Genomic DNA, 18,675 nt, shown 5'->3' with positions numbered 1-18,675 from the left:
CCCACCGCCTTGAGGAGAGATCTTGCCCAACCACGAGAGAAGAGACGACGAGAAACGCATCCTGGTGATCGGCCTGGGACGTTTCGGCAGTTCACTGGCGTTGGAACTGGCCCGACGCGGGTGGGAGGTCCTGGGCATGGACTCCAACCCCCGTCTGGTCCAGACCTACGCCGACGCCCTCACTCACACCGTCATCGCCGATTCCACCGACGAGGAGGCGCTGCGTCAGGTGGGGGCCCACCAGTTCGCCCGGGCCGTGGTGGCCATCGGCACCCACCTGGAGGAGAGCATCCTCACCACGTCCCTGCTGGTCGACATGGGCGTCGGCAACATCTGGGCGAAGGCCACCAGTCGCAGGCACGGACGGATCCTGGAGCAGGTCGGCGCCCACCATGTGGTCCTGCCCGAGCACGACATGGGCGAGCGCGTGGCCCACCTGGTCTCCGGCCGGATGCTGGACTACGTGGAGCTGGAGGAGGGCTTCGCGTTGGGCAAGACCAAGGCCCCCAAGGAGCTTCTGGGCCGGACCCTACAGGAGACCCGGGTGCGTCAGCGCTACGGGATCACCGTGGTGTCGGTCAAGCGGGTGGGGGCCTCCTTCACCTACGCCACCCAGGAGACGATCCTCCACAAGGGCGACCAGATCGTCGTGGCCGGCCGGACCGACGACGTGGAGAGGTTCGCCGAGAGCCAGCGTCCCTGAGGTCGCGGGCTCGGCGAAGGGGGTCCCGAGCCCGGACAAAGCAGGCAAATTGACAACCGTTTTCATTTTCCCTCATGATGGACCCCATGCGAACTGGGACCATCGTGCGTGCCGCCGCCCTCGGCACCACCGCGCTCATGCTCATCACCGGCTGCGGGAACGGCGGGACGGACACCGGAGGGGGGACCTCCCCGGCCGACGCCGACCTCACCGTCGTCACCGGCGTCTACCCCCTGGAATGGTTGGCCCGGGAGATCGGCGGCGACACCACCGCCGTCGTCCAGCTGACCGAACCCGGCGCCGAACCGCACGACCTGGAACTCACCGGACGGCAGATCGCCGAGGTGGACGAGGCCGACCTCGTGTTCTACGTCGAGGGTCTCCAGCCGGCCGTCGACGAGGCCGTCGCCCAGCAGGCGTCGGACTCCGCGCTAAACGTCGCCGACGTCGTCCACCTCCGCCCGGCCGACCCGGGAGCCGAGGACGATCACGACCATGATCATGAGCACGAGCATGAGGAGGAGGGGCACGACCACGGCGACCACGACCCCCACTTCTGGCTCGACGTGGAGCTCATGTCCGAGGCCGCCGAGGCTCTCGCCGACCGGATGGCCGAGGCCCACCCGGAAGGGGCCTCGACCTACCGGCAGGAGGCCGAGCGGGTCACCGGGGAGCTGACCGACCTCGGCGAGGAGTACGAGCGGTCCCTCTCCTCCTGCGAGCACCGTGAGGTGGTCGTCGGCCACACCGCCTTCACCTATCTGACCGACCGCTACGACCTGGAGCAGATCGGCGTCAGCGGGGTCGACCCCGACACCGAGCCCTCACCCTCGCAGATCGCCGCGATCACCGACGTCGTCAAGGAACGCGACATCACCACGATCTTCACCGAGCCCCTGATGCCGGAGGCCACCGCGGACACCATCGCCGCGGAGACCGGGGCCGAGGTGAAGGTGCTCGACCCGCTGGAGGGCGTGACCGAACGTTCCCCCGGCGACGACTATCCCTCCATCATGCGCGGCAACCTCGAAGCGCTCTCCTCGGCGCTCGTCTGCTCATGAACCCGGCACTTCTCTCCTATATCCGATGACACGGAAGAGGGCCCCGTCGACATGATCGTCGACGGGGCCCTCTTCTTGTTCGATCACGACCTTCCGGACCCGTTATCGACCAAGGTCCCCAAAACCACCGAACCTGCCCTGACCAGGCAGAACAAAGAGAAGTACGGTCCCGTGAATCGCATCCCGATTACATGGCGCTTACATCCTGCCAAACCCTCGGACAGGGCGCCCCCATCACGCTATGCTCGTGAGAGTGCTGGTGCCGATGCACGTGCATTTGTTAGTGCATCAGCAAGCACGTCTTCCCCTCTGTGCAAGATTCAAGGAGCGACTGGAACCATGACCGCACACAACGGTATCCGCGCCACCGAGCTGACCGAGGCCGCCTGGCAGAAGGCCAAGCGCAGCAATTCGCAGGGCGCCTGCGTAGAGATGGCCCGCCTTCACGACGGATCGATCGCCGTCCGCAACTCGCGCTTCCCGTCCGGCCCGGCCCTGGTCTACACCCAGGAGGAGATCGACTGCCTCATCCTGGGCGCCAAGGACGGCGACTTCGACAACCTGCTCGGCTAGGGCCGAGAGAGCGGACGCGCCTCGGGACGGCGCGTTCAACGAGAATCGAACCCTTGCGCCCCCGCTTCCCGAGCGGGCGAACGGAGGGCTCCGCCGACCGCGCGGAGCCCTCCGAACCGTTCCCTCCGGACATCGAAGAGGGCACCGCCCTTCGGGGTCGGTGCCGAACCGGGGCCCACCGCCCCGTCACCGTGTCGATCGACGTCGACGAGGCCTCACTCCTCGTCGAGGTCCCTCAACATCTCCTCCAGCATCGCGAGCGTCTCGTCCGGCGTGGCCGCGGAGACGCTGAGCTTGGTCATCGCCTTGGTGTAGGCCTCGGCGGTGGCCCGTTTGTCCACGATGTCACCGTCGGTCAGATGCTCCAGGTAGAGGATGTCGGAGAGCTCGAAGTCGGAGTAGCGCAGCAGTGTGAAGGAACCGGCCTCCGCCGCGTGCGCGCCCACCGAGAAGGGGACGATCTGCAGGGTGATGTTGTTCCGATCGCGGCAGATGTCGATCAGGTGACTCAGCTGGCCACGCATGATCTCCTTGCCCCGTTCCCTTCCCCCGATCGGCCTGCGCACGGCGGCCTCGTCGAGGATGATCCACATCTTCTTGCCGCGCTCCAGGTGTTCCTGTCTCTTCAGTCTGGCCTGGATGCGCTGTTCGGTGACCTCGTCGGTGTCGACCCCACCGGAGATGACCTCTCGGGCGTACTCCTCGGTCTGGAGAAGACCGGGAACGAACTGGGATTCGTAGATGCGGATCTGGTCGGCGGCCTCTTCGAAGCCCACGTAGCGGATGAACCACTTGTGGAGCGCGTCGCCGTACTCCTTCCACCATCCCGGCTTGTTGGATTCGAGGGCGAGTTCCTTGAATTCCTTCAGAAGCTTGCGGTCGGTGACCCCGTACAACTTCAGGAGGTCCTCGATATCCCGGGCCTTGAAACCGACCCGGCCGAGTTCCATACGGCTGATCTTGGAGGCCGAGGCGCGAATCTTCTCACCGGCGTCCTCCCGGGAGATCCCACAGCGCGTACGGTACTGCCGGAGCTGGTCGCCCAGGAGCATGCGGCGCACGGTGGGGCCACTCCCCTGACGCAAATGAGCGATATCCACGTTCGCCGCCTCTCTGTCCATTCTCCGCACCAGGGTATCGGCTTCGGTCCGGCCCCTTTGCCGTGCGACCGGGACACCACACGTACACGATATCGGCCGCGTCCCGTTACTCCCACGGGGTGTCCCCGCGGTCCCCACCGCCCCCTCCCCGGGGCGGCGCCCGTCCGTTCTCCCCGCCTTCGAGCGGCGAAGCGTCCGACAACGGGCTTCCTGACATCGACTCACACGAATTGCGCCCAAACGAACTTTCCGCCGGACGGTGTGGGAATCACACCCCACTCTTGCGCGAAAGCACTCACGAGGGCAAGCCCTCTGCCGCCCTCCATCCCGACCTCCGCTTCCCTTCTGCGCGGCAAGTGATCTCCCCCGTCACGAACCGCACAGATGAATTCACGACCACTGCGCATCAGGGAGAGCTGAATACCGGACTCACCCGGCCTGGTCAAGGCCACAGGTCCCCCATGACGTACGGCATTGGTGACCAATTCGGAAACGACGACCGAGACATCCTCCGACAAGTGCTCCATGCCCCATTCCAGGAGCAGGGCTCCGGAAATCTCCCGGGCCGCGCCCACCGCTCGGGCGCGAGGCTCGAAGCTCCATGTGACGGCGTCGTGCCTGTCACCGCAGACGGGGGTGTTCCAGCGGCGGGACCCGTGTGTCAGGACTTTGAGCCACCAAGCACCGGTCGGCTCCGCCACCGCCTCCGCACACTCCATGCCCTTCAACTCCTCACTGACGCGCCGCGCCCTACCACCCTCGGGCGGAAGCTCGTGCTACTGCACGGCTCGAATGCACGTGCATCTCAGTCTTGGTGGTAATCGTAAGCCAAGCCCGGACAATGTGCAGGCAAATGAGCACACAGAACCGCTCGGAGCGGTGCGATCGCAGGTGAGAAGCCTTGTGGAAAGGGGATTCCGGTGAAGCGCGCCCGGAAGGGGGCACCGTCGACACCCCGAGTACGTACCGACCGGTAGGCATGCCGATAGGATTCCCCCGCGCCCATCACGTGAACAATGGAGGTAACCCCATGTCCCCGACATCTCGTGTGGCGATCGTGACCGGAGCGGCCCGCGGTATCGGCGCCGCCACCGCCGAACGTCTGGCCCGCGAGGGTCGTGCCGTCGCCGTGCTCGACCTCCGGGAGTCCGATGCACAGGAGGTCGTCGATCGGATCACGGCCGACGGCGGTCGAGCCGTCGCGGTGGGCTGTGACGTCTCCGACGCCGAGCAGGTGGACGCCGCCGTCGCCACGGTGGCGGAACGGCTCGGTCCGCCCGCGATCCTGGTCAACAACGCCGGTGTGCTCCGTGACAACCTCCTGTTCAAGATGTCCCCGGACGACTGGGACACCGTGATCAACGTCCACCTGCGCGGCGCGTTCCTGATGAGCCGGGCCGCCCAGGCCCACATGACCGACGCCGGGTGGGGCCGGATCGTGAACCTGTCCAGTTCCTCGGCCCTGGGCAACCGCGGCCAGGCCAACTACGCGGCGGCCAAGGCCGGTATCCAGGGCTTCACCAAGACCCTCGCGATCGAGCTGGGGAAGTTCGGTGTCACCTGCAACGCGGTGGCCCCCGGTTTCGTGGAGACCGCGATGACCCGGTCCACCGCCGAACGCATCGGGATCGCCTACGACGACATGAAGGCCTTCAAGGAGGCCGAGATCCCGGTACGGCGCGTGGGATACCCCGAGGACATCGCGAACGCGGTGGCCTTCTTCACCGGTGAGGACGCCGGTTACGTCTCCGGTCAGGTCCTGTACGTGGCCGGCGGACCGCTGGACTGACGCCCGTCCGCCGGCCCCGTCCACCGCGGACGGGGTCAGCGGGCGAAGGTGTCCCCGGCCGATGTCCTCCCCCGTTCCCCCGCGCCCTCGATCGTCTCGATCACCTCGGTGATCAGGTCCTCCACCGTTTCCACCCCGGAGGCGTAGTCCGCGTGTCCTCGGCTGAGCACCGCCACCAGGTACTCCCGATCGGGCCCCACCACATAACCGACGGTGCCGAGGGCCCACCGGTCGCCGTCGGACGGACGTGGCGTCCATCCGTTCTTGAGTCCGACGATGTCCTCCGGTCCCGCCACGACGGACACGCCCCAGGCCTGCTCCGGGGCCACCGTCTCCATGAGGTCGAGGACGTGGGAACGGGAGTCGTCGGTGATCGGTCCCTCCCCCGAGTACAGGACGCTCAGCAGACGGAGCTGGTCGGCGGGGGTGCTCATGGTGGAGCCCCAGGAGCCGGAGGGGTGGGGCTCGGTAGCGGTGAACCCGAGCTCCGCGGCGTATCGTTCGAAACCCTCGATGTACCCCATACGCGTGTAGAGGCCGTCGGTGACCTCGTTGTCGCTGTGGCGGATCATCCGTTCGGCACGGGAGAGCTCGTCCGAGGTGAGCCCGCCGCCCTCCTCCTCCACGCACATGTACAGCATGGTCAGGATCGTCAGCTTGGCCACGCTCGCGGTGGGCAGGGCCCGTTCCGCGTCATGCCCGTAGGCGATCCCCGTCCGCAGGTCCTGGACCGCGATGCCGAACTCCACCTCCCGTCCCAGCTCGGTGATCCGCCGGTCGAGGTCCCGACGTTCGTCGATCGAGAGCGCGGGGCCGGACGAAGGCGGTGTGGTCGCCGGTGCGAGCGAGCCCGCCGGAGGAGAGGGCATCGCCGCGCCCCGGTCCGGCGGACGGGCGGCGAAGGACGTCGCGACGGTTCCGGTCACGACCGATCCGGGCAGGGTCAGGGCGATACCCAGGGTGAGCAGGACGGACATGGCACAGGACCAGGTCCGTCTTTCGGCGGGGGGACGCCGGAGCACACGATCACCGGTTCGTTCTACACCTGAGGGGTACAACTCGTACCGGTGATTATCCCCAGATAAGACACATATGGCACCTGTCCGACATTCGATCGATACGGGTGCTCTCTCCGGTCACGCCCGTTCGACCCGTTCGTCCTCGTCGATCCCTCGGGCCGCCAGAGCCTCTCCCGTCGCCTCGGCCATCCTGAGCAGGTGCACGATCACCGGCACCACCATCAGGTGCGGGCGCCCGACGATCCCACGTGCGCGATAGCCCTCGCGGGCGGAGTTCAGGGCCACCGCCACCATAGGGATGGACCGGATCGTCAACGACAGGACCAGCGCGACCCGGTCCGGTGAGACGCCCACGTGCCGGAGCGGCCCGGCCAGCCGCTCGAACAGCCCCAGCATCTCGCGCACCCGGGTGGTGAGGGTGATCGCGTTGGCGAGCAGGACCAGAGCGGCGAGCTGGGCGCACAGCCGCGCGCCCTCGGTCCAGGCGCCCACGAAGAGGGCCTGGAAGAGCCCGATCGCCAACAGGAAGGGCCACAGCACCCGCAGCGCCCGCCACGCCCTGCGCGCGCCCAACCCCACGGCCGGATACAGGAGCAGGGCGAAGACCAGGGCGCCCACGGAGAGCCACAGGTGGGAGGCGATGATCAGGACCGCGCCCAGCACCAACAGGGCGAGGAGCTTGGGCCCGGCCGGGACCCGGTGCATCGGCCCGGTGCCGGGCACGTACAGTCCGAGCACGCTCACGACGTCCCGTCCTCGTCCGCGGCGTCCATGAGCTTGAGGTAGAAGGGGACGGCGTCGGCCGGTGGACCGTCGAAGGCCACCCGGCCCGCCTCCATCACCAGGACCCGGTCGAAGCCCTCGAGCAGTTCCAGGTCGTGGGTGAACAAAAGGACCCGCTGTTCGAGCCCGGCCAGAGTACGCCGGAACATACGGGTGTTACGCAGGTCCAGCAGGGTGGTCGGCTCGTCGAAGACGAGGATCTCCGGCTCGGTCACCAGGACCGAGGCCAGGGCCAGAAGCTGCTTCTGTCCCCCGGAGAGCAGGTGACCGGGATGGTCTCGGTGGCCGTCCAGGCCGTGGCGGACGAGGATCTCGTCGACCCGGCGGGCGGTCTCGGCCTTCCCCAGCCGCAGGGAGCGCAGTCCGATCTCGACGTCCTCGACCACGGTCGGCATGATGATCTGATTGGCCGCGTCGGAGAAGACGAAGCCGACCCGCCGCCGGATGTGTTTGGCGTGCCGCCGGGTGTCCCACTCCCCCAGCGACACACGGCCCTCGTCCGGGACGACGAGTCCGTTGAGGGTGCGGGCGAGCGTGGACTTGCCCGATCCGTTGGCCCCGATCACACCGATGCGGTGTTCGGCGAGGTCCAGGGTGACGTCGCGCAGGACGGCGCGGTCGTCGTAGGAGTGGGAGACCCCCTCGAGGCGGAGCATCAGTCCTTCTTCCCGTCCTCGACGTCCGTCACGTGGACGGGACGGCCCGCCGGCGGGATCGGGTAGGCGCGGAAGACCGTCGCGGCGATGAGCGCGGTCACCACGGCCTTGGCGATGTCCCCCGGAAGGAAGGCGGCCATGGCGGCGGTGGTGGCCAGGACCCCGTCGCCGAGGACGACCGACATCCACGGCAGGCCGATGACGTAGATGACGATGACGCCACCGAGGAGGTTGACCAGCAGCCCCTGCCAGAAGCGGTACCCGCCGTTGCGGACCATGACGTCGGTGAGCAGGCCGATGACCAGGGCGGCGAAGATCCAGCTGACGATGAAGCCGCCGGTGGGGCCGGCCAGGACCGCGACGCCTCCGCGTCCTCCCGCGAAGAGCGGGAGACCGGCGAGGGCCAGGGCGAGGAAGGCGGCGACGGCCAGCGTTCCGCGCTTCCAGCCGAGAAGGCTCGGCGCGAGCATGATGCCCAGGGTCTGGAGGGTGATCGGTACGGGAGAGAACGGAAGGGGGATGGCGACGGTGACGCTCAGCGCGGCGATGAGCGCGGCGAACACCGCGATGAGGGCGAGGTCTCGGGAGACGAGACCGCGGTACCGGACGTTTTTCCTGGTCCCGGTGGCGGGCATACGTGATTCCCCTCAGGAGGACGGTGGGAGTGGGGCACGACCCATTGTCCGCTACGTACCTCTTCCTGTAAGGGGCCGGGGCGTACAGAAGGGGACGGCCGGGCCTTGTAGGCATCCGCCTGAGATCCGCGTCACAAGATCGCCTCGGAGGTTCCACGACGAAGGCCCCGGGGGCACGACGGTGGTGACCGCCGTGTCCCCGGGACCGGTGATGTCCTCTCGCGCGAACGCGTATCAGGGGCGGTACGCGGCGGCCCCGGAGAACTCGGCGAGGGAACCTCCGGCCGAGATCGTGTCCCGAGCCGGGATCTCGGCGTCCTCCTTGGACTTCAACAGCTCGCCCAGGCCCACGGCCTCATCGGGAGAGAGGAAGACGGCTCCGTCGGAGTCGGCGAAGACGACGTCGCCCGGGCGCACGACCGCGCCCGCGATGCCGACCGGCACGTTGATCGCGCCCTCGATCCCGGCGATACGGGTGGTCAGCGGGCTGTACCCGCGGGAGATCACCGGGAAGTCGTAGGCCAGGGTCTCGTCATGGTCGTTGATCGACCCGTCGATCACCGCTCCCACGGCGCCCCGGGCCTTGGCCGTGTAGGAGACCAAGCCTCCGAAGCACGACCGTCGATGATCGCCGGACTGGTCCACGACCAGGACGTCACCGGGGCGCAACATGTCGACCGCCATGTGGACGGCCGTGGAGTCCAGATGCGGGATGCGCACCGTGACGGCCGTGCCCACGAACTTGAGCGGGCGCCTGTTCGGCTGTAGACCGAGGGCGAAACCGTGGTCCCGAAGGTGACCGAGCGTCGAGACGCACGTCTTTTCGAGTTCGGTGATGATTCGACCGTCGATCTGTTCGGGCATGTCGTTGACGACGAACACAACTGTTCCTTTCTCGGAGGAATCGTCCGGATGCTTCGAGGAGCGACCGGTCACTTGGCGCTGGAGAGCTCCGGAATGAAGGTCACGATGTCGGGCACCAGGATGAGGATGGCCACGACCACCAGGTCGGCGACGATGAACGGCACGATGCCCCGGAAGACCCGGCCCAGACCGGCCTCGGGCACCGCCCCGGAGTAGACGAACGCGTTCATCCCGACCGGGGGCGTGATCAGCGCCATCTCGGCGACCTTCACGATGAGCACGCCCAGCCAGAGGCCTTCGAAGCCGTACCCGGACAGGATCGGGTGCAGCAGGGGCGCCGCGACGAGGATCATCGAGATCCCGTCGAGGAACATGCCGAGCGGCAGGAGGAGCAGCAGGCACAGGACCAGCACGACGTAGGGCTCCAGGTCCGCGGCCAGGACCGCGTCCACCACCGCCGTGCTCGCCCCGGACAGGGCGAGGAAGTACGTGAACACCCCGGCCCCGGCCATGAGCAGGAACGTCATGGCGGTCAGGCCCACGGCCTCGGTGACCGACTCCTTGATCGCGCGTGCCCACCGGGGCGGCCTGGTGCGGATGAGCAGGATGACGAACGCGGACACCGCGCCGAAGGAGGCGGCCTCGGTGGCGGTGGCGACGCCCAGGTAGATCGTGCCGATCGAGACCATGAAGATGACGACGAGCAGCATGAAGCCGAACAGGTCGGGCCGATCCTGTCGGGTCCCCCCGGAGGCCCCGGTCTCCTCGGCCGCCTCGGGGAGGCCCGCTCCGGCCGACGGCGAGGACGGAACCCCGCCGGCCATCGCCGGCTCCCGTTCCAAGACCGTGTTCTCCCGGGCCCGCCTGCGCCGGCCGACCAGCACCATCAGGACGATGGTGATCCCGTAGAGGAGGATCGTCAGCAGACCGGGGCCCAGCCCCGCCAGGAGCAGCTCGCCGATGCTCTCCCCCGTGACGACCCCGTACAGGACGAGCACGATGGACGGCGGGATGAGCACGCCCAGGGTGCCGCCGGCACAGACGACGCCGGCCGCGAGCCGGATCCCGTGCCCGGCCTTGACGATCGCGTCGGTGGACACCCTGGCCATGGTCGCCACCGTCGCGACGCTGGACCCGGTGACCGCGGCGAAGAGCCCCGACCCGGCCAGCGACGCGAGCGCGGAGCCTCCCGGGAGACGGCGCAGTACCCGCGCGGCGAGGTCGAACCCCGCCTGGGCGAGCCGGGCGTGAACGGCGAACACGCCCATGAGGATGAACAGCGGGATGATCGTCAGCGAGTAGTCGGCCGAGGTGGAGAAGGGCTGGTTGGCCACCGTGCTGACCGCGGCGTCGGTCCCCCGCATGAGGACGATGCCGACCAGACCCGCCACCATGAGGGAGAGGCCCACGTGGAAGCGGATCGCGAGCAGTCCCAGGAAGAGCGCCAGGACCGCGAGGACGATGAGGAGTGTCTCGGTGGTCATGACGCGCCCTCGCCGTTCTGTCGGTGCGCGGTGGAGCGGCCCGTTCCGGGAGCCGTGTCCACCTCATCGGTCTCCGGCGTTCCACCGGAGCCGAGCGTGCGGAACTCCATGACTTCCTTCCAGACCGCCATGACGAAGAACAGGAGGAAGGACAGGAAGAGCACGAGCTTGGCCGGCCAGGTGGCCAACCGCAGGATGTCGTTGGTCGTCTCCCCGCGTTCGTAGGCGCTGAGCAGGACCTCGCCCATCCCCCAGACGATGAGGGCACCGAGGATCGCCAGCAGGACCACGCGCGCTCCGGAGAGGATCCGGCGCGTCCGGGGGCCGAAGCGCTCCTCGACGAGGGTGACCGAGACGTGCTTTCCGTCGATCTCGGCGGAGGCCAGTCCGAGGAAGGCGATGGTCACCAGGAGCAGGGTCGAGATGTCCACGGTCCCCAGGACCGACCGACCGAACGCACTGCGGCCGACCACGTCGGCGACGGTCAGGAACATCAGGGCCAGGAGCAGGAGTCCGGCTCCGAGGTTGAGCACGGTGGCCACCGCCCCCACCGACCGGGGAAAGCCGATGCGACTCACTCTCGTTCTCCTTCCGTGCAGGCGACGAGCGGGTCGGCGTAGTCGGAGACCGGGGTCTCCTCCGCGATGATCCGCCGATAGTCGTCGAGTACGGACCGGGCGTCGTAGCCGCGTTCCTCGTAACGCGCCACCCAACGCTCGGCGACGCCGGCCTCCTCCTTCCACACGGCGACCTCCTCCTCGGGGAGGGAGAGGAACTCCGTTCCGTTCTCGACCATCTCCTGACAGGCGATCTCTCCGAGCGCGTCCATCTCCTCCAGCCCGTTGGAGATGCCCTGCGCGGAGGCCTCGGTCAGCGCCTCCCGGTACTCCTCGGGCATGGACTGGAAGAGCTCCTCGTTGATGACCACGATCGACGACGAGTACGCGCCGATCCCGGGGTCGAGGAGATACGGGGTGGTCCGCGAGAGCCCGAAGGTGGGCAGGTTCGCCAGGGCCAACGAGGTGTAGCCGTCCACGACTCCACGACTCATCGACTCGTAGATGTCGTTGGCCGTCATGCCGATGGGGTTGGCGCCGGCCGCGAGCATCACGTCCGATGTCAGCCCACCGGCTCGGATGCTCCTCCCCCTCAGGTCGTCGAGGCCGGTGACCTCGTCCTGCAACCCGATGGCGGCGCTGCCGAGCGGCAGTGGGAAGAGGAGACGGACGCCCTGACGGTCGAAGTCCTCCCGATAGACCTCGTTCTCCTCGTACAGCCGCTCGATCGCGGTCATCTGCACCTCGGGGTTGTCGGTCTCGAACGGGAGCTCGATGACCGTGAACATGGACAGGTCCGAGGCGGCGTAGATGGACCCGACCTGGGCCACGTCGGCGCGACCGTCCAGGGTCGCCTGGGCCGATTCGTCGGCGCCGACGAGGCTCTCCGAGTAGTGGAGCCTGACGGTGACGCCACCGTCGGTGAGCTCCTCGACCTCCTCCGCCCACCGCTGGGCCGTACGGGACTGGTCCGACGTCGGGTTGGAGTAGGTCGTGTAGTGCAACACGTAGGTGTCGTCACCGAGAGCGGTACCGCCACAGGCGGTCAGTACCGCCAGGGCCGCGCCCGAGGCCAGGAGCCCGGTGGTGCGTACCGGACCACCGGCTCGGGCGCGCCTTGCGCGTCTTCTCATGTCTCACGCTCCTGCTGGGGCCACGCGGTAGCGACGGAGGGACAGTGCGGGGTTGACCTTGCGGACGTGCTCGATGCGGTCGCGCTCGACCACGGCCGTGCCGAGTCCGGGGGCCTCACCGACGGTGGCGATGGCGATCCCCATCGGGTCCACGACGGCGCTGTTGCCCGCGCCGGTCGGCGCGCTCTGGTCGGCGGCGAGGACGTAGACGGTGTTCTCGATCGCCCGCGCCCGCACCAGGGTGTTCCAGTGGTACTCCTTCAGCGGGCCGGGCACCCATTCGGCGGGCAGCGCGATGATGTCCGCCCCGGCGTCGACGAGGACCCTCGAGACCTCCGGGAAGCGCAGGTCGTAGCAGGTCTGCATACCCACCTTGAAACCGTCGACGTCCAGAAGGTCCGGCGTCTCCGGGTCGGCGGCCAGGACACGGTCGGACTCCTTGTAGCCGAACGCGTCGTAGAGGTGGACCTTGCGGTAGACCGCCTTGATCTCACCGTCCTGGATCCCGACCAGGGTGTTGTGGATACGGCCGCCCTCGGCCGTCTCGTTCACCCCGGCGATGACGGAGAGCCCGAGCTCGGTGGTGAGGGCGCGCAGGCGCGAGACCGTCGGGCCGTCGAGCGGCTCGGCGCTGTCGACGAATCGGTCGTCCATGGCGGGCGCGGTGAAGACCGCGTACTCGGGCAGGACCGCCAGGCGCACACCGAGATCGGCGGCCCGACGCAGCATCCTCTCGATCTCCGCCAGGTTCTCGGCCTTGTCCTCGGCGGGCGCGAACTGTACGACTGCGACGTTCAGGGTCATCAACGGCTCCTCAGCTCGTTCTCGATCTCTCGCAGGGTTTCGAGGGCTCCGGTGAAACCGGACAGCAGCGCCCCGTACTGCATGGTGGTCACGATGGTCTCGGCGTTCTCCTCGACCGCGAGACGTTTCTCCGCGTCGCTCCAGGCCGGCAGGACCCAGGGCTTCCCGGCGGCCCCCGCCGCGCGGGCCAGGTGTCGCAGGTCCGCGAGGTCGGCCTCTCCGGCGGTGTAGGCGCCCCGGTCACGACGTAGCGACAGGTCCGAGGGGCCGATGAAGATACCGTCGACGGCCGGCAGAGCGAGGATCTCCTCGATCTGTTCGAACGCCGAGGCGTCCTCGATCATGGGGTAGCAGCGGGTCCCCGTGTCCTGACGGGCGACCCACTCGTCGGTGAACCCCCGGAAGTCGGAGGTCCGGCCGCCCGCGAAGGAACGGTCGCCCAGAGGCGGGAACTTCGCGTACCCGCAGACCTTCTCGGCGTGCGCCGCCGATTCCACGTGCGGGATGGCCACGATGTCGGCTCCGAAGTCCAGGGCCTGCTGGATCGGCCCCCTCTCCGGTCCCAACACCTTCGCGATGACGCTCATGCCCTTGGAACGGATGAGCGGGATCAGCCAGTCCAGGGCCGCCAGGTCGAAGAGACCGTGTTCGATGTCGAGCACGACGGTCCCGTAGCCGGCCAGGTGGGCGATCTCCACCGCCGCCGCGGAAGGCTCGGAGAGCCAGATCGCGTGCCGTTTCTCCACTTGGTCGTTCACGCCGTCCCCCTTCACGGGATGTGACCCACATCCCTAAATATCTGGTGTGGACACCTTGTATACACGTAGCATCCAAGGCGTGTAAAGGTAGGATGCTCTTTGTGTCAGATCAAAGGAAGACCTCAGCCGGGAGTACTCGACCTCGACAGTCCGCGCGGGAACGCGCTTACGAGATGATCGGGGCCGCCATCCTGGTCGGGACGTTCGCCGAGGGCGAATTCCTCGACGAGGCCGTTCTGGCCCGAGAGGTCGGAACCTCACGGACCCCCGTACGCGAGGCCCTCCACCGGCTCCAGGCGGAACGCTTCGTCGACCTCGTCCCCCGACGCGGGGCCCAGGTACGGGTCGTCACCGCCACGGAGATGCGCGAGATCTATCAGGCCCGCTTCGTCATCGAGTCCGACGCCATCGCCAAGATCTGCGACCGTCGACTGGGTTCTCCCCCCGACGCGGAGGAACTCATCGAGGCGATGGAGGCCGCCGGCCGGAACCGGGACTGGAACGCGCTCGCCCAACTCGACCAGCGCTTCCACTGCTCCATCGTCCGACATCAGGGCAACGCCGTCCTGGGCGAGATGTACGACTCCCTGCGCCCCCGTCAGGTGCGCCTGGCGGTACGCACCATCGGCCGGGGCCCCGAACGGCTCCCCATCATCGAACGCGAACACCGCGAACTGAAGGCCGCCCTCGACGCGCACGACGGCCCCCTGGGCACGGCGATCCTCAACGTCCACCTCCAGGAGGTGCCCGAGCTCGTCCAGGCCTTCTCGGAGTGACGCCGGGCCCTCCACCGCGGCCCGGCGCCCTCACCCCCTCGACGCCCCCGGCACGCCGGGGCCGCCCTCCCCCTACTCGGCCGTCTCGGCGCGGCGGATGCGCTTGAGCGGGATCGGCAGAACGCACACCGGGACCGGGACCTCCAGGCGATGACCGGTGTCGGTGGGGATCCCGGTGTCGGGATCGATGAGCAGCGACCTGAGCTCATCGCCGTTCTGGGCGGCGGCGACCAGGTGATCGGGCTCGTCGCGGTGACCGCGCACGACCGTGAAGTGGCGCGGCCAGGCGCCCACCGGCGTGTCGGCCAGGTGCTCCAGACGGGCGCCGCCGTCGCGGACCGCGAAGGTCGAGATGACGTCGGCCCCCCGGTTGGAGACGTAGACACGACCCTCATAGGTGCTCGTGAGGGGGAGGACGTCGCCCTCCGCGATCTCGCGCCCCTCGACCTTGAGGCGGTGCAGGACGATCTCGGCGGGGAAGTTGCTCCCCGCGGCCTCCTCCGCGGTGGCGGGGACCGACCCCAGGTGTTCGCCGGCGCCGGCCACCCCGTCCCAGCGCACGACGTGCACTCGGGAGTCGAGTTCGCCCACCACGTACACGTGGTCGCCATTGACGACCATGTGCCGGGGGCCGGTGCCGGGCGGCAGCGGAACGACGGGGAAATCGTCCTCGTTCGGTTCGGGCACCTCGTCGGTGACCTGTTCGGGCAACGGCGTGTAGTGGTAGACGCGCAGGTCGTCGGTGCCCAGGTCGGCGGCGAGAAGATAGCGGGCCGCCGGCTCGAAGGAGTCGAGGGCCACCGCCGTGCTGTGCGCGTGCGGGCCCTCCTGACGGTCGGCCACCGGCCCCTTCCCACGGTGCGCGAGCGACCGGACCTCCCCGGTGGGCGACCCGTCCTCGGCGGTCGCGACGAGGGAGACCAGGCCGTCGGCGTACCCGGCGACGGCCACCTCGCGCGGGCCGAGGTAACGGACGTGGCAGGGAGAACCGCCGCCGGTGGGCACGGAACCCAACTCGGTGAGAGAGGCGTCGCCGTGCGGCCGGAAGGCCGTGAGGGCCCCTTCGGCCCGCTCGTTGACCGCGTACACGGTGGGCGGCTCGGGCCGGTAGGCCAGAAAGGAGGGCCCGGAGGCGCGGGCGGCGACCCCTCCGTCGGTCAACTCTCCTGTGCTCGGGTCGAACCAGACCCGGTGGATGCCCCGCCCCTCCCCCGGGGGATCGGAGTCGGGGGTGTAGGTCCCCACGAGCAGGAGTCGTCGTGGTGTGTCCACCGGGAGCCTCGTTTCCGTCGACTGGAGCGGACGTGTGGTCCATACCGCCCGCGGCATGCTACCCGTCCCGGCCCCGCCCGGGAAGGGACGAGGCCGGAAACCCCGACTCAGTCGATCACGGCCCCCGCGGTGAGGTTGAGGGCCGCCCCCGAGACGTGACGGGCCCGGTCCGAGGCGAGGAAGACCGCCGCGTGCCCGGCGTCGGCGAGCGTGGGCAACGCTCCGAGCACCGTGCTCCGGGCGAGTTCGTCGAGCTCGCGCTCCGTGGTGGCCTCGTCCGAACGCGAGGAGAGCGGTACCTCCCTCCCCTCCACGATCACCCTCAGGTCTTCCCCATAGGCGTCGGCCCCCGCCACGGACTCGGCGAACCCGCCGGTGCGCAACCAGGCGACGCGCACCCCTCGCGAGCCCAGCTCACAGGCCCACTGGCGGTACATCGCCTCCACCGTCTCCCAGGCCACCCGGGTACCGCCCAGCTCCGGGGAGGGCGGGCCGTGCCCGATCACCGTCAGCACCACACCGGAGCCCCGTTCCGCCATGTGCCGGGCCGCGGCCCGGACAGGGTGGAACTGCGCGGCCAGGGCGGTCGTGACCGGGGCGGCGAAACGGTCGAAGGGCATCCGTTCCAACGGCGCCCCTTGAACGTCGCCGTAGGAGACCGCGTTGAAGACGATGTCGACGCGTCCGGCCTCGGAGACCACCGAGTCGGCGTGCCGCCCCACTTCTTCGGGGTCGGTGACGTCCAGACGGGCGATGCCGGGTTCGGGCCCACCGAGGCGGCCGATCTCCTCGGCGACGGCCGCGAGCCTCCCCTCCCTGCGACCGGTGAGGAAGAGCCGGGCCCCCTCCTCGGCGAACGCGCGCGCCACGGCGCCGCCCACGAAACCTCCCGCGCCGTGCACGATCGCGATCCTGTCCTTCAACAACACGGAACCCACCTCTTCCGTCGGGGTCGAACGGTCCTTCCGTATCGACCTCCCCAGGGGCGAGGACTCATCGGTGCCGGCGGGATCGCGGCGCTGCTCCGGCGCGGGTGGAGGGGCAGGTGGAACGCCTGTCACCCCGCCGATCCCCCTCGTTTCGATGGCTCGGACCGGGTGGTTCGTATACGGAATGTCGTAAAACGACGACCATCCGACTCGTAGTACATCTGTTACAGTTCCTCCTCAACAGGCCGAGATGGGAAGGTAAGGGTCTCCTCCATCACACCCGTCCTGTTCGAGATCTCCGGATTCGGCTGACCGTACCGACGGGGATCGCGACCGGACGGGCGGCCTCCGGGCCCCCTCGAACAGCCGCTCCGGCCCCGGAGGGACGACCCCGATCAAGACCTCATCCCCCCCTCGGTGACGGCGAGTACGCGCGACCACGCGCGCTCGCGGACCGTGGTTCCCCGCTCACCCGAAGTCTGGACCTGCCCTTGACCCTCCGATACATCTCCGAAGTGCCGCTCCCCGACCGGGACGTCATCGATCTGGTGCGCCGGTCGTGCGCCGATGTGCCCGAGGGGTCGACCCGCCTGGCCAAGTGTTTCTACGACAACCTCTTCGCGATGGTGCCCGAGGTGCGGGACATGTTCCCCTCCGACATCCGGCCTCAGCAGCAGCGGATGGCCGACGCCCTCCTGGCCGTGGTGCGCCACCTCGACTCGCCCGACGAGATCGCGGAGTACCTCCGGCGTCTGGGGCGACAGCACCACCGGGAACTCGGTGTGCGGCCCGAGCACTATCCGCACGTCGGGCGCGCCCTCGTACGCGCGGTCAGCGAGGTCTCCCCCACCTGGACGTCCTCGATGAGCTCGGCCTGGGTGCTCGTCTATCAGTGGATCACCGCGCACATGATGGCCGGTGCCCAGGCCGACGACGGCTCCGAGGGCGCCCCCTACACACCGCGCAGGGCCCGCCGTTGACCGATGACGGCGCTCAGGCACATTCCCCCACACCCATCGTCGAAAGCCTCCGTTCATGACACAGCCCAGCCAGAACCGCCTGCCCGGCAGCGAGGGCGAGCATCACGTACAGCGGGTCATGGGTACGGCCGAACGCGCCGCCCGGTTCTACCGCGACCAGATGCTGGACCACCTGAACCCGGCGATGAAGGAGTTCATCGCCCACCAGGAGATGCTGTTCATCGCCACGGCGGACGGGCGGGGCGAGTGCGACTCCAGCTTCCGGGCCGGGCCGCCGGGGTTCGTCCACGTCATCGACGATCGCACCCTGGCCTTCCCCGAGTACCGGGGCAACGGGGTGTTCGCCAGCGCGGGCAACGTCACCCAGAACCCGCACATCGGTCTGATGTTCCTCGACTTCTTCCACAACCGGATCGGTCTGCACGTCAATGGTCGGGTGAAGATCATGGAGGACGAGGCTCTACGCCCCCATGTGCCGACCCTGCCGCTGCCGCAGATGCCGGGACAGCGCGCGCAGATGTGGATGCTGGTCCAGGTGGAGGAGGCCTACATCCACTGCCGCAAGCACATCCCCCACCTGCGCAAGGTCGGCGCCGAGGAGTCCTGGGGAACCGACGACACCCTGCGCAAGGGCGGCGACTTCTTCGAGGCGAAGAAAGAGAACGAGGCCCGGCGCGAGGCGGTCGTCGCGGAGGCGCCCCGCATGGACGGTCGTCACCGTCGCGTGGAGGAGCACGCGGGGCAGGGGTACACCGTGGGCGCCGAATCGTACCGGGGATGGTACGGACGATCGTGACCC

Annotated in this window: 21 protein-coding genes; 7 read left to right on the top strand and 14 right to left on the bottom strand. The window is 68.7% G+C overall.

Translation table 11 applies throughout. The annotated features are described in order from the left end of the window. Positions 1-22: 22 nt before the first annotated feature. The 3 genes from U9J66_RS17590 (at position 23) to U9J66_RS17580 (ending at position 2,337) form a co-directional block, all read left to right on the top strand. Positions 23-703 (top strand): potassium channel family protein, encoded by a 681-nt coding sequence (locus U9J66_RS17590; RefSeq protein WP_017535606.1) that lies wholly within the window; start codon positions 23-25, stop codon positions 701-703. A gap of 86 nt (positions 704-789) precedes the next feature. After that, positions 790-1,764 (top strand): metal ABC transporter substrate-binding protein, encoded by a 975-nt coding sequence (locus tag U9J66_RS17585; protein WP_042284161.1) that lies wholly within the window; start codon positions 790-792, stop codon positions 1,762-1,764. A 339-nt stretch (positions 1,765-2,103) separates the two neighbouring features. Then, on the top strand, positions 2,104-2,337 hold the full coding sequence (locus U9J66_RS17580; RefSeq protein WP_014909954.1) for a DUF397 domain-containing protein: 234 nt from the start codon (positions 2,104-2,106) through the stop codon (positions 2,335-2,337). 215 nt (positions 2,338-2,552) lie between these two features. Here the strand turns inward: U9J66_RS17580 and U9J66_RS17575 are convergent, their stop codons facing one another. Both U9J66_RS17575 and U9J66_RS17570 read right to left on the bottom strand, forming a co-directional pair. Then, on the bottom strand, positions 2,553-3,389 hold the full coding sequence (locus tag U9J66_RS17575) for a helix-turn-helix domain-containing protein (protein ID WP_326338238.1): 837 nt from the start codon (positions 3,387-3,389) through the stop codon (positions 2,553-2,555). Between the two features lie 269 nt (positions 3,390-3,658). Next, a complete protein-coding gene (locus tag U9J66_RS17570) occupies positions 3,659-4,156 on the bottom strand; it encodes an ATP-binding protein (protein ID WP_017535604.1) in 498 nt (165 codons plus the stop codon). Between the two features lie 311 nt (positions 4,157-4,467). On the opposite strand from U9J66_RS17570, the gene U9J66_RS17565 reads away from it, so the two are divergent. Further along, the gene (locus tag U9J66_RS17565) at positions 4,468-5,226 is read left to right on the top strand and encodes an SDR family oxidoreductase (RefSeq protein WP_014912056.1); all 759 of its coding nucleotides are present in this window, start codon (positions 4,468-4,470) and stop codon (positions 5,224-5,226) included. Between the two features lie 35 nt (positions 5,227-5,261). Here U9J66_RS17565 and U9J66_RS17560 read toward each other — a convergent pair whose 3' ends face one another. The 10 genes from U9J66_RS17560 to U9J66_RS17515 form a co-directional block, all read right to left on the bottom strand. Beyond that, positions 5,262-6,203 (bottom strand): serine hydrolase, encoded by a 942-nt coding sequence (locus U9J66_RS17560; protein ID WP_017535602.1) that lies wholly within the window; start codon positions 6,201-6,203, stop codon positions 5,262-5,264. A gap of 159 nt (positions 6,204-6,362) precedes the next feature. Beyond that, positions 6,363-6,989, bottom strand: a complete 627-nt coding sequence (locus tag U9J66_RS17555; protein ID WP_017535601.1) for an energy-coupling factor transporter transmembrane component T family protein — start codon at positions 6,987-6,989, stop codon at positions 6,363-6,365. Beyond that, on the bottom strand, positions 6,986-7,684 hold the full coding sequence (locus tag U9J66_RS17550) for an energy-coupling factor ABC transporter ATP-binding protein (RefSeq protein WP_014910212.1): 699 nt from the start codon (positions 7,682-7,684) through the stop codon (positions 6,986-6,988). Before U9J66_RS17550 ends, U9J66_RS17555 begins: the two co-directional genes overlap by 4 nt. Beyond that, positions 7,684-8,319: a biotin transporter BioY gene (locus U9J66_RS17545; RefSeq protein WP_017535600.1), complete on the bottom strand. Its 636-nt coding sequence runs from the start codon at positions 8,317-8,319 to the stop codon at positions 7,684-7,686. The genes U9J66_RS17550 and U9J66_RS17545 overlap by 1 nt, the downstream gene beginning before the upstream one ends. Positions 8,320-8,553: 234 nt before the next feature. Continuing rightward, a complete protein-coding gene (locus U9J66_RS17540) occupies positions 8,554-9,201 on the bottom strand; it encodes an RraA family protein (protein ID WP_014910741.1) in 648 nt (215 codons plus the stop codon). 50 nt (positions 9,202-9,251) lie between these two features. After that, positions 9,252-10,667 (bottom strand): TRAP transporter large permease, encoded by a 1,416-nt coding sequence (locus tag U9J66_RS17535; protein ID WP_014913404.1) that lies wholly within the window; start codon positions 10,665-10,667, stop codon positions 9,252-9,254. Then, complete coding sequence (locus U9J66_RS17530) at positions 10,664-11,245, bottom strand: TRAP transporter small permease subunit (RefSeq protein ID WP_161111407.1); 582 nt, start codon at positions 11,243-11,245, stop codon at positions 10,664-10,666. The genes U9J66_RS17535 and U9J66_RS17530 overlap by 4 nt, the downstream gene beginning before the upstream one ends. Then, the gene (locus U9J66_RS17525; protein ID WP_014911240.1) at positions 11,242-12,357 is read right to left on the bottom strand and encodes a C4-dicarboxylate TRAP transporter substrate-binding protein; all 1,116 of its coding nucleotides are present in this window, start codon (positions 12,355-12,357) and stop codon (positions 11,242-11,244) included. Before U9J66_RS17525 ends, U9J66_RS17530 begins: the two co-directional genes overlap by 4 nt. A 3-nt stretch (positions 12,358-12,360) precedes the next feature. Further along, entirely contained in the window at positions 12,361-13,161 is an 801-nt protein-coding gene (locus U9J66_RS17520) for a carbon-nitrogen hydrolase family protein (protein ID WP_014909829.1), read from the bottom strand. Further along, positions 13,161-13,907 (bottom strand): HpcH/HpaI aldolase family protein, encoded by a 747-nt coding sequence (locus tag U9J66_RS17515; RefSeq protein ID WP_326338237.1) that lies wholly within the window; start codon positions 13,905-13,907, stop codon positions 13,161-13,163. Before U9J66_RS17515 ends, U9J66_RS17520 begins: the two co-directional genes overlap by 1 nt. Positions 13,908-14,020: 113 nt before the next feature. Between U9J66_RS17515 and U9J66_RS17510 the strand changes: the two genes are divergently transcribed. After that, positions 14,021-14,695, top strand: a complete 675-nt coding sequence (locus U9J66_RS17510; RefSeq protein ID WP_026125185.1) for a GntR family transcriptional regulator — start codon at positions 14,021-14,023, stop codon at positions 14,693-14,695. Between the two features lie 72 nt (positions 14,696-14,767). On the opposite strand, the gene U9J66_RS17505 is transcribed toward U9J66_RS17510, so the two are convergent. Both U9J66_RS17505 and U9J66_RS17500 read right to left on the bottom strand, forming a co-directional pair. Next, positions 14,768-15,967, bottom strand: coding sequence for a lactonase family protein (locus tag U9J66_RS17505; protein WP_326338171.1), 1,200 nt, complete (start codon positions 15,965-15,967; stop codon positions 14,768-14,770). A 107-nt stretch (positions 15,968-16,074) separates the two neighbouring features. After that, on the bottom strand, positions 16,075-16,896 hold the full coding sequence (locus U9J66_RS17500; RefSeq protein ID WP_326338170.1) for an SDR family NAD(P)-dependent oxidoreductase: 822 nt from the start codon (positions 16,894-16,896) through the stop codon (positions 16,075-16,077). 491 nt (positions 16,897-17,387) lie between these two features. Here U9J66_RS17500 and U9J66_RS17495 point away from each other — a divergent pair, with 491 nt between their 5' ends. Next, a complete protein-coding gene (locus U9J66_RS17495; RefSeq protein WP_017535595.1) occupies positions 17,388-17,876 on the top strand; it encodes a globin domain-containing protein in 489 nt (162 codons plus the stop codon). Positions 17,877-17,931: 55 nt separating this feature from the next. After that, entirely contained in the window at positions 17,932-18,672 is a 741-nt protein-coding gene (locus tag U9J66_RS17490; protein WP_017535594.1) for a pyridoxamine 5'-phosphate oxidase family protein, read from the top strand. Positions 18,673-18,675 lie beyond the last annotated feature (3 nt).

The sequence above is a fragment of the Nocardiopsis sp. LDBS1602 genome, from assembly GCF_035818715.1.
Classification (GTDB): domain Bacteria; phylum Actinomycetota; class Actinomycetes; order Streptosporangiales; family Streptosporangiaceae; genus Nocardiopsis; species Nocardiopsis alba.
The sequence above is the reverse complement of the archived record's forward strand: the minus strand, read 5'-3'. Positions and strand labels throughout refer to the sequence as shown.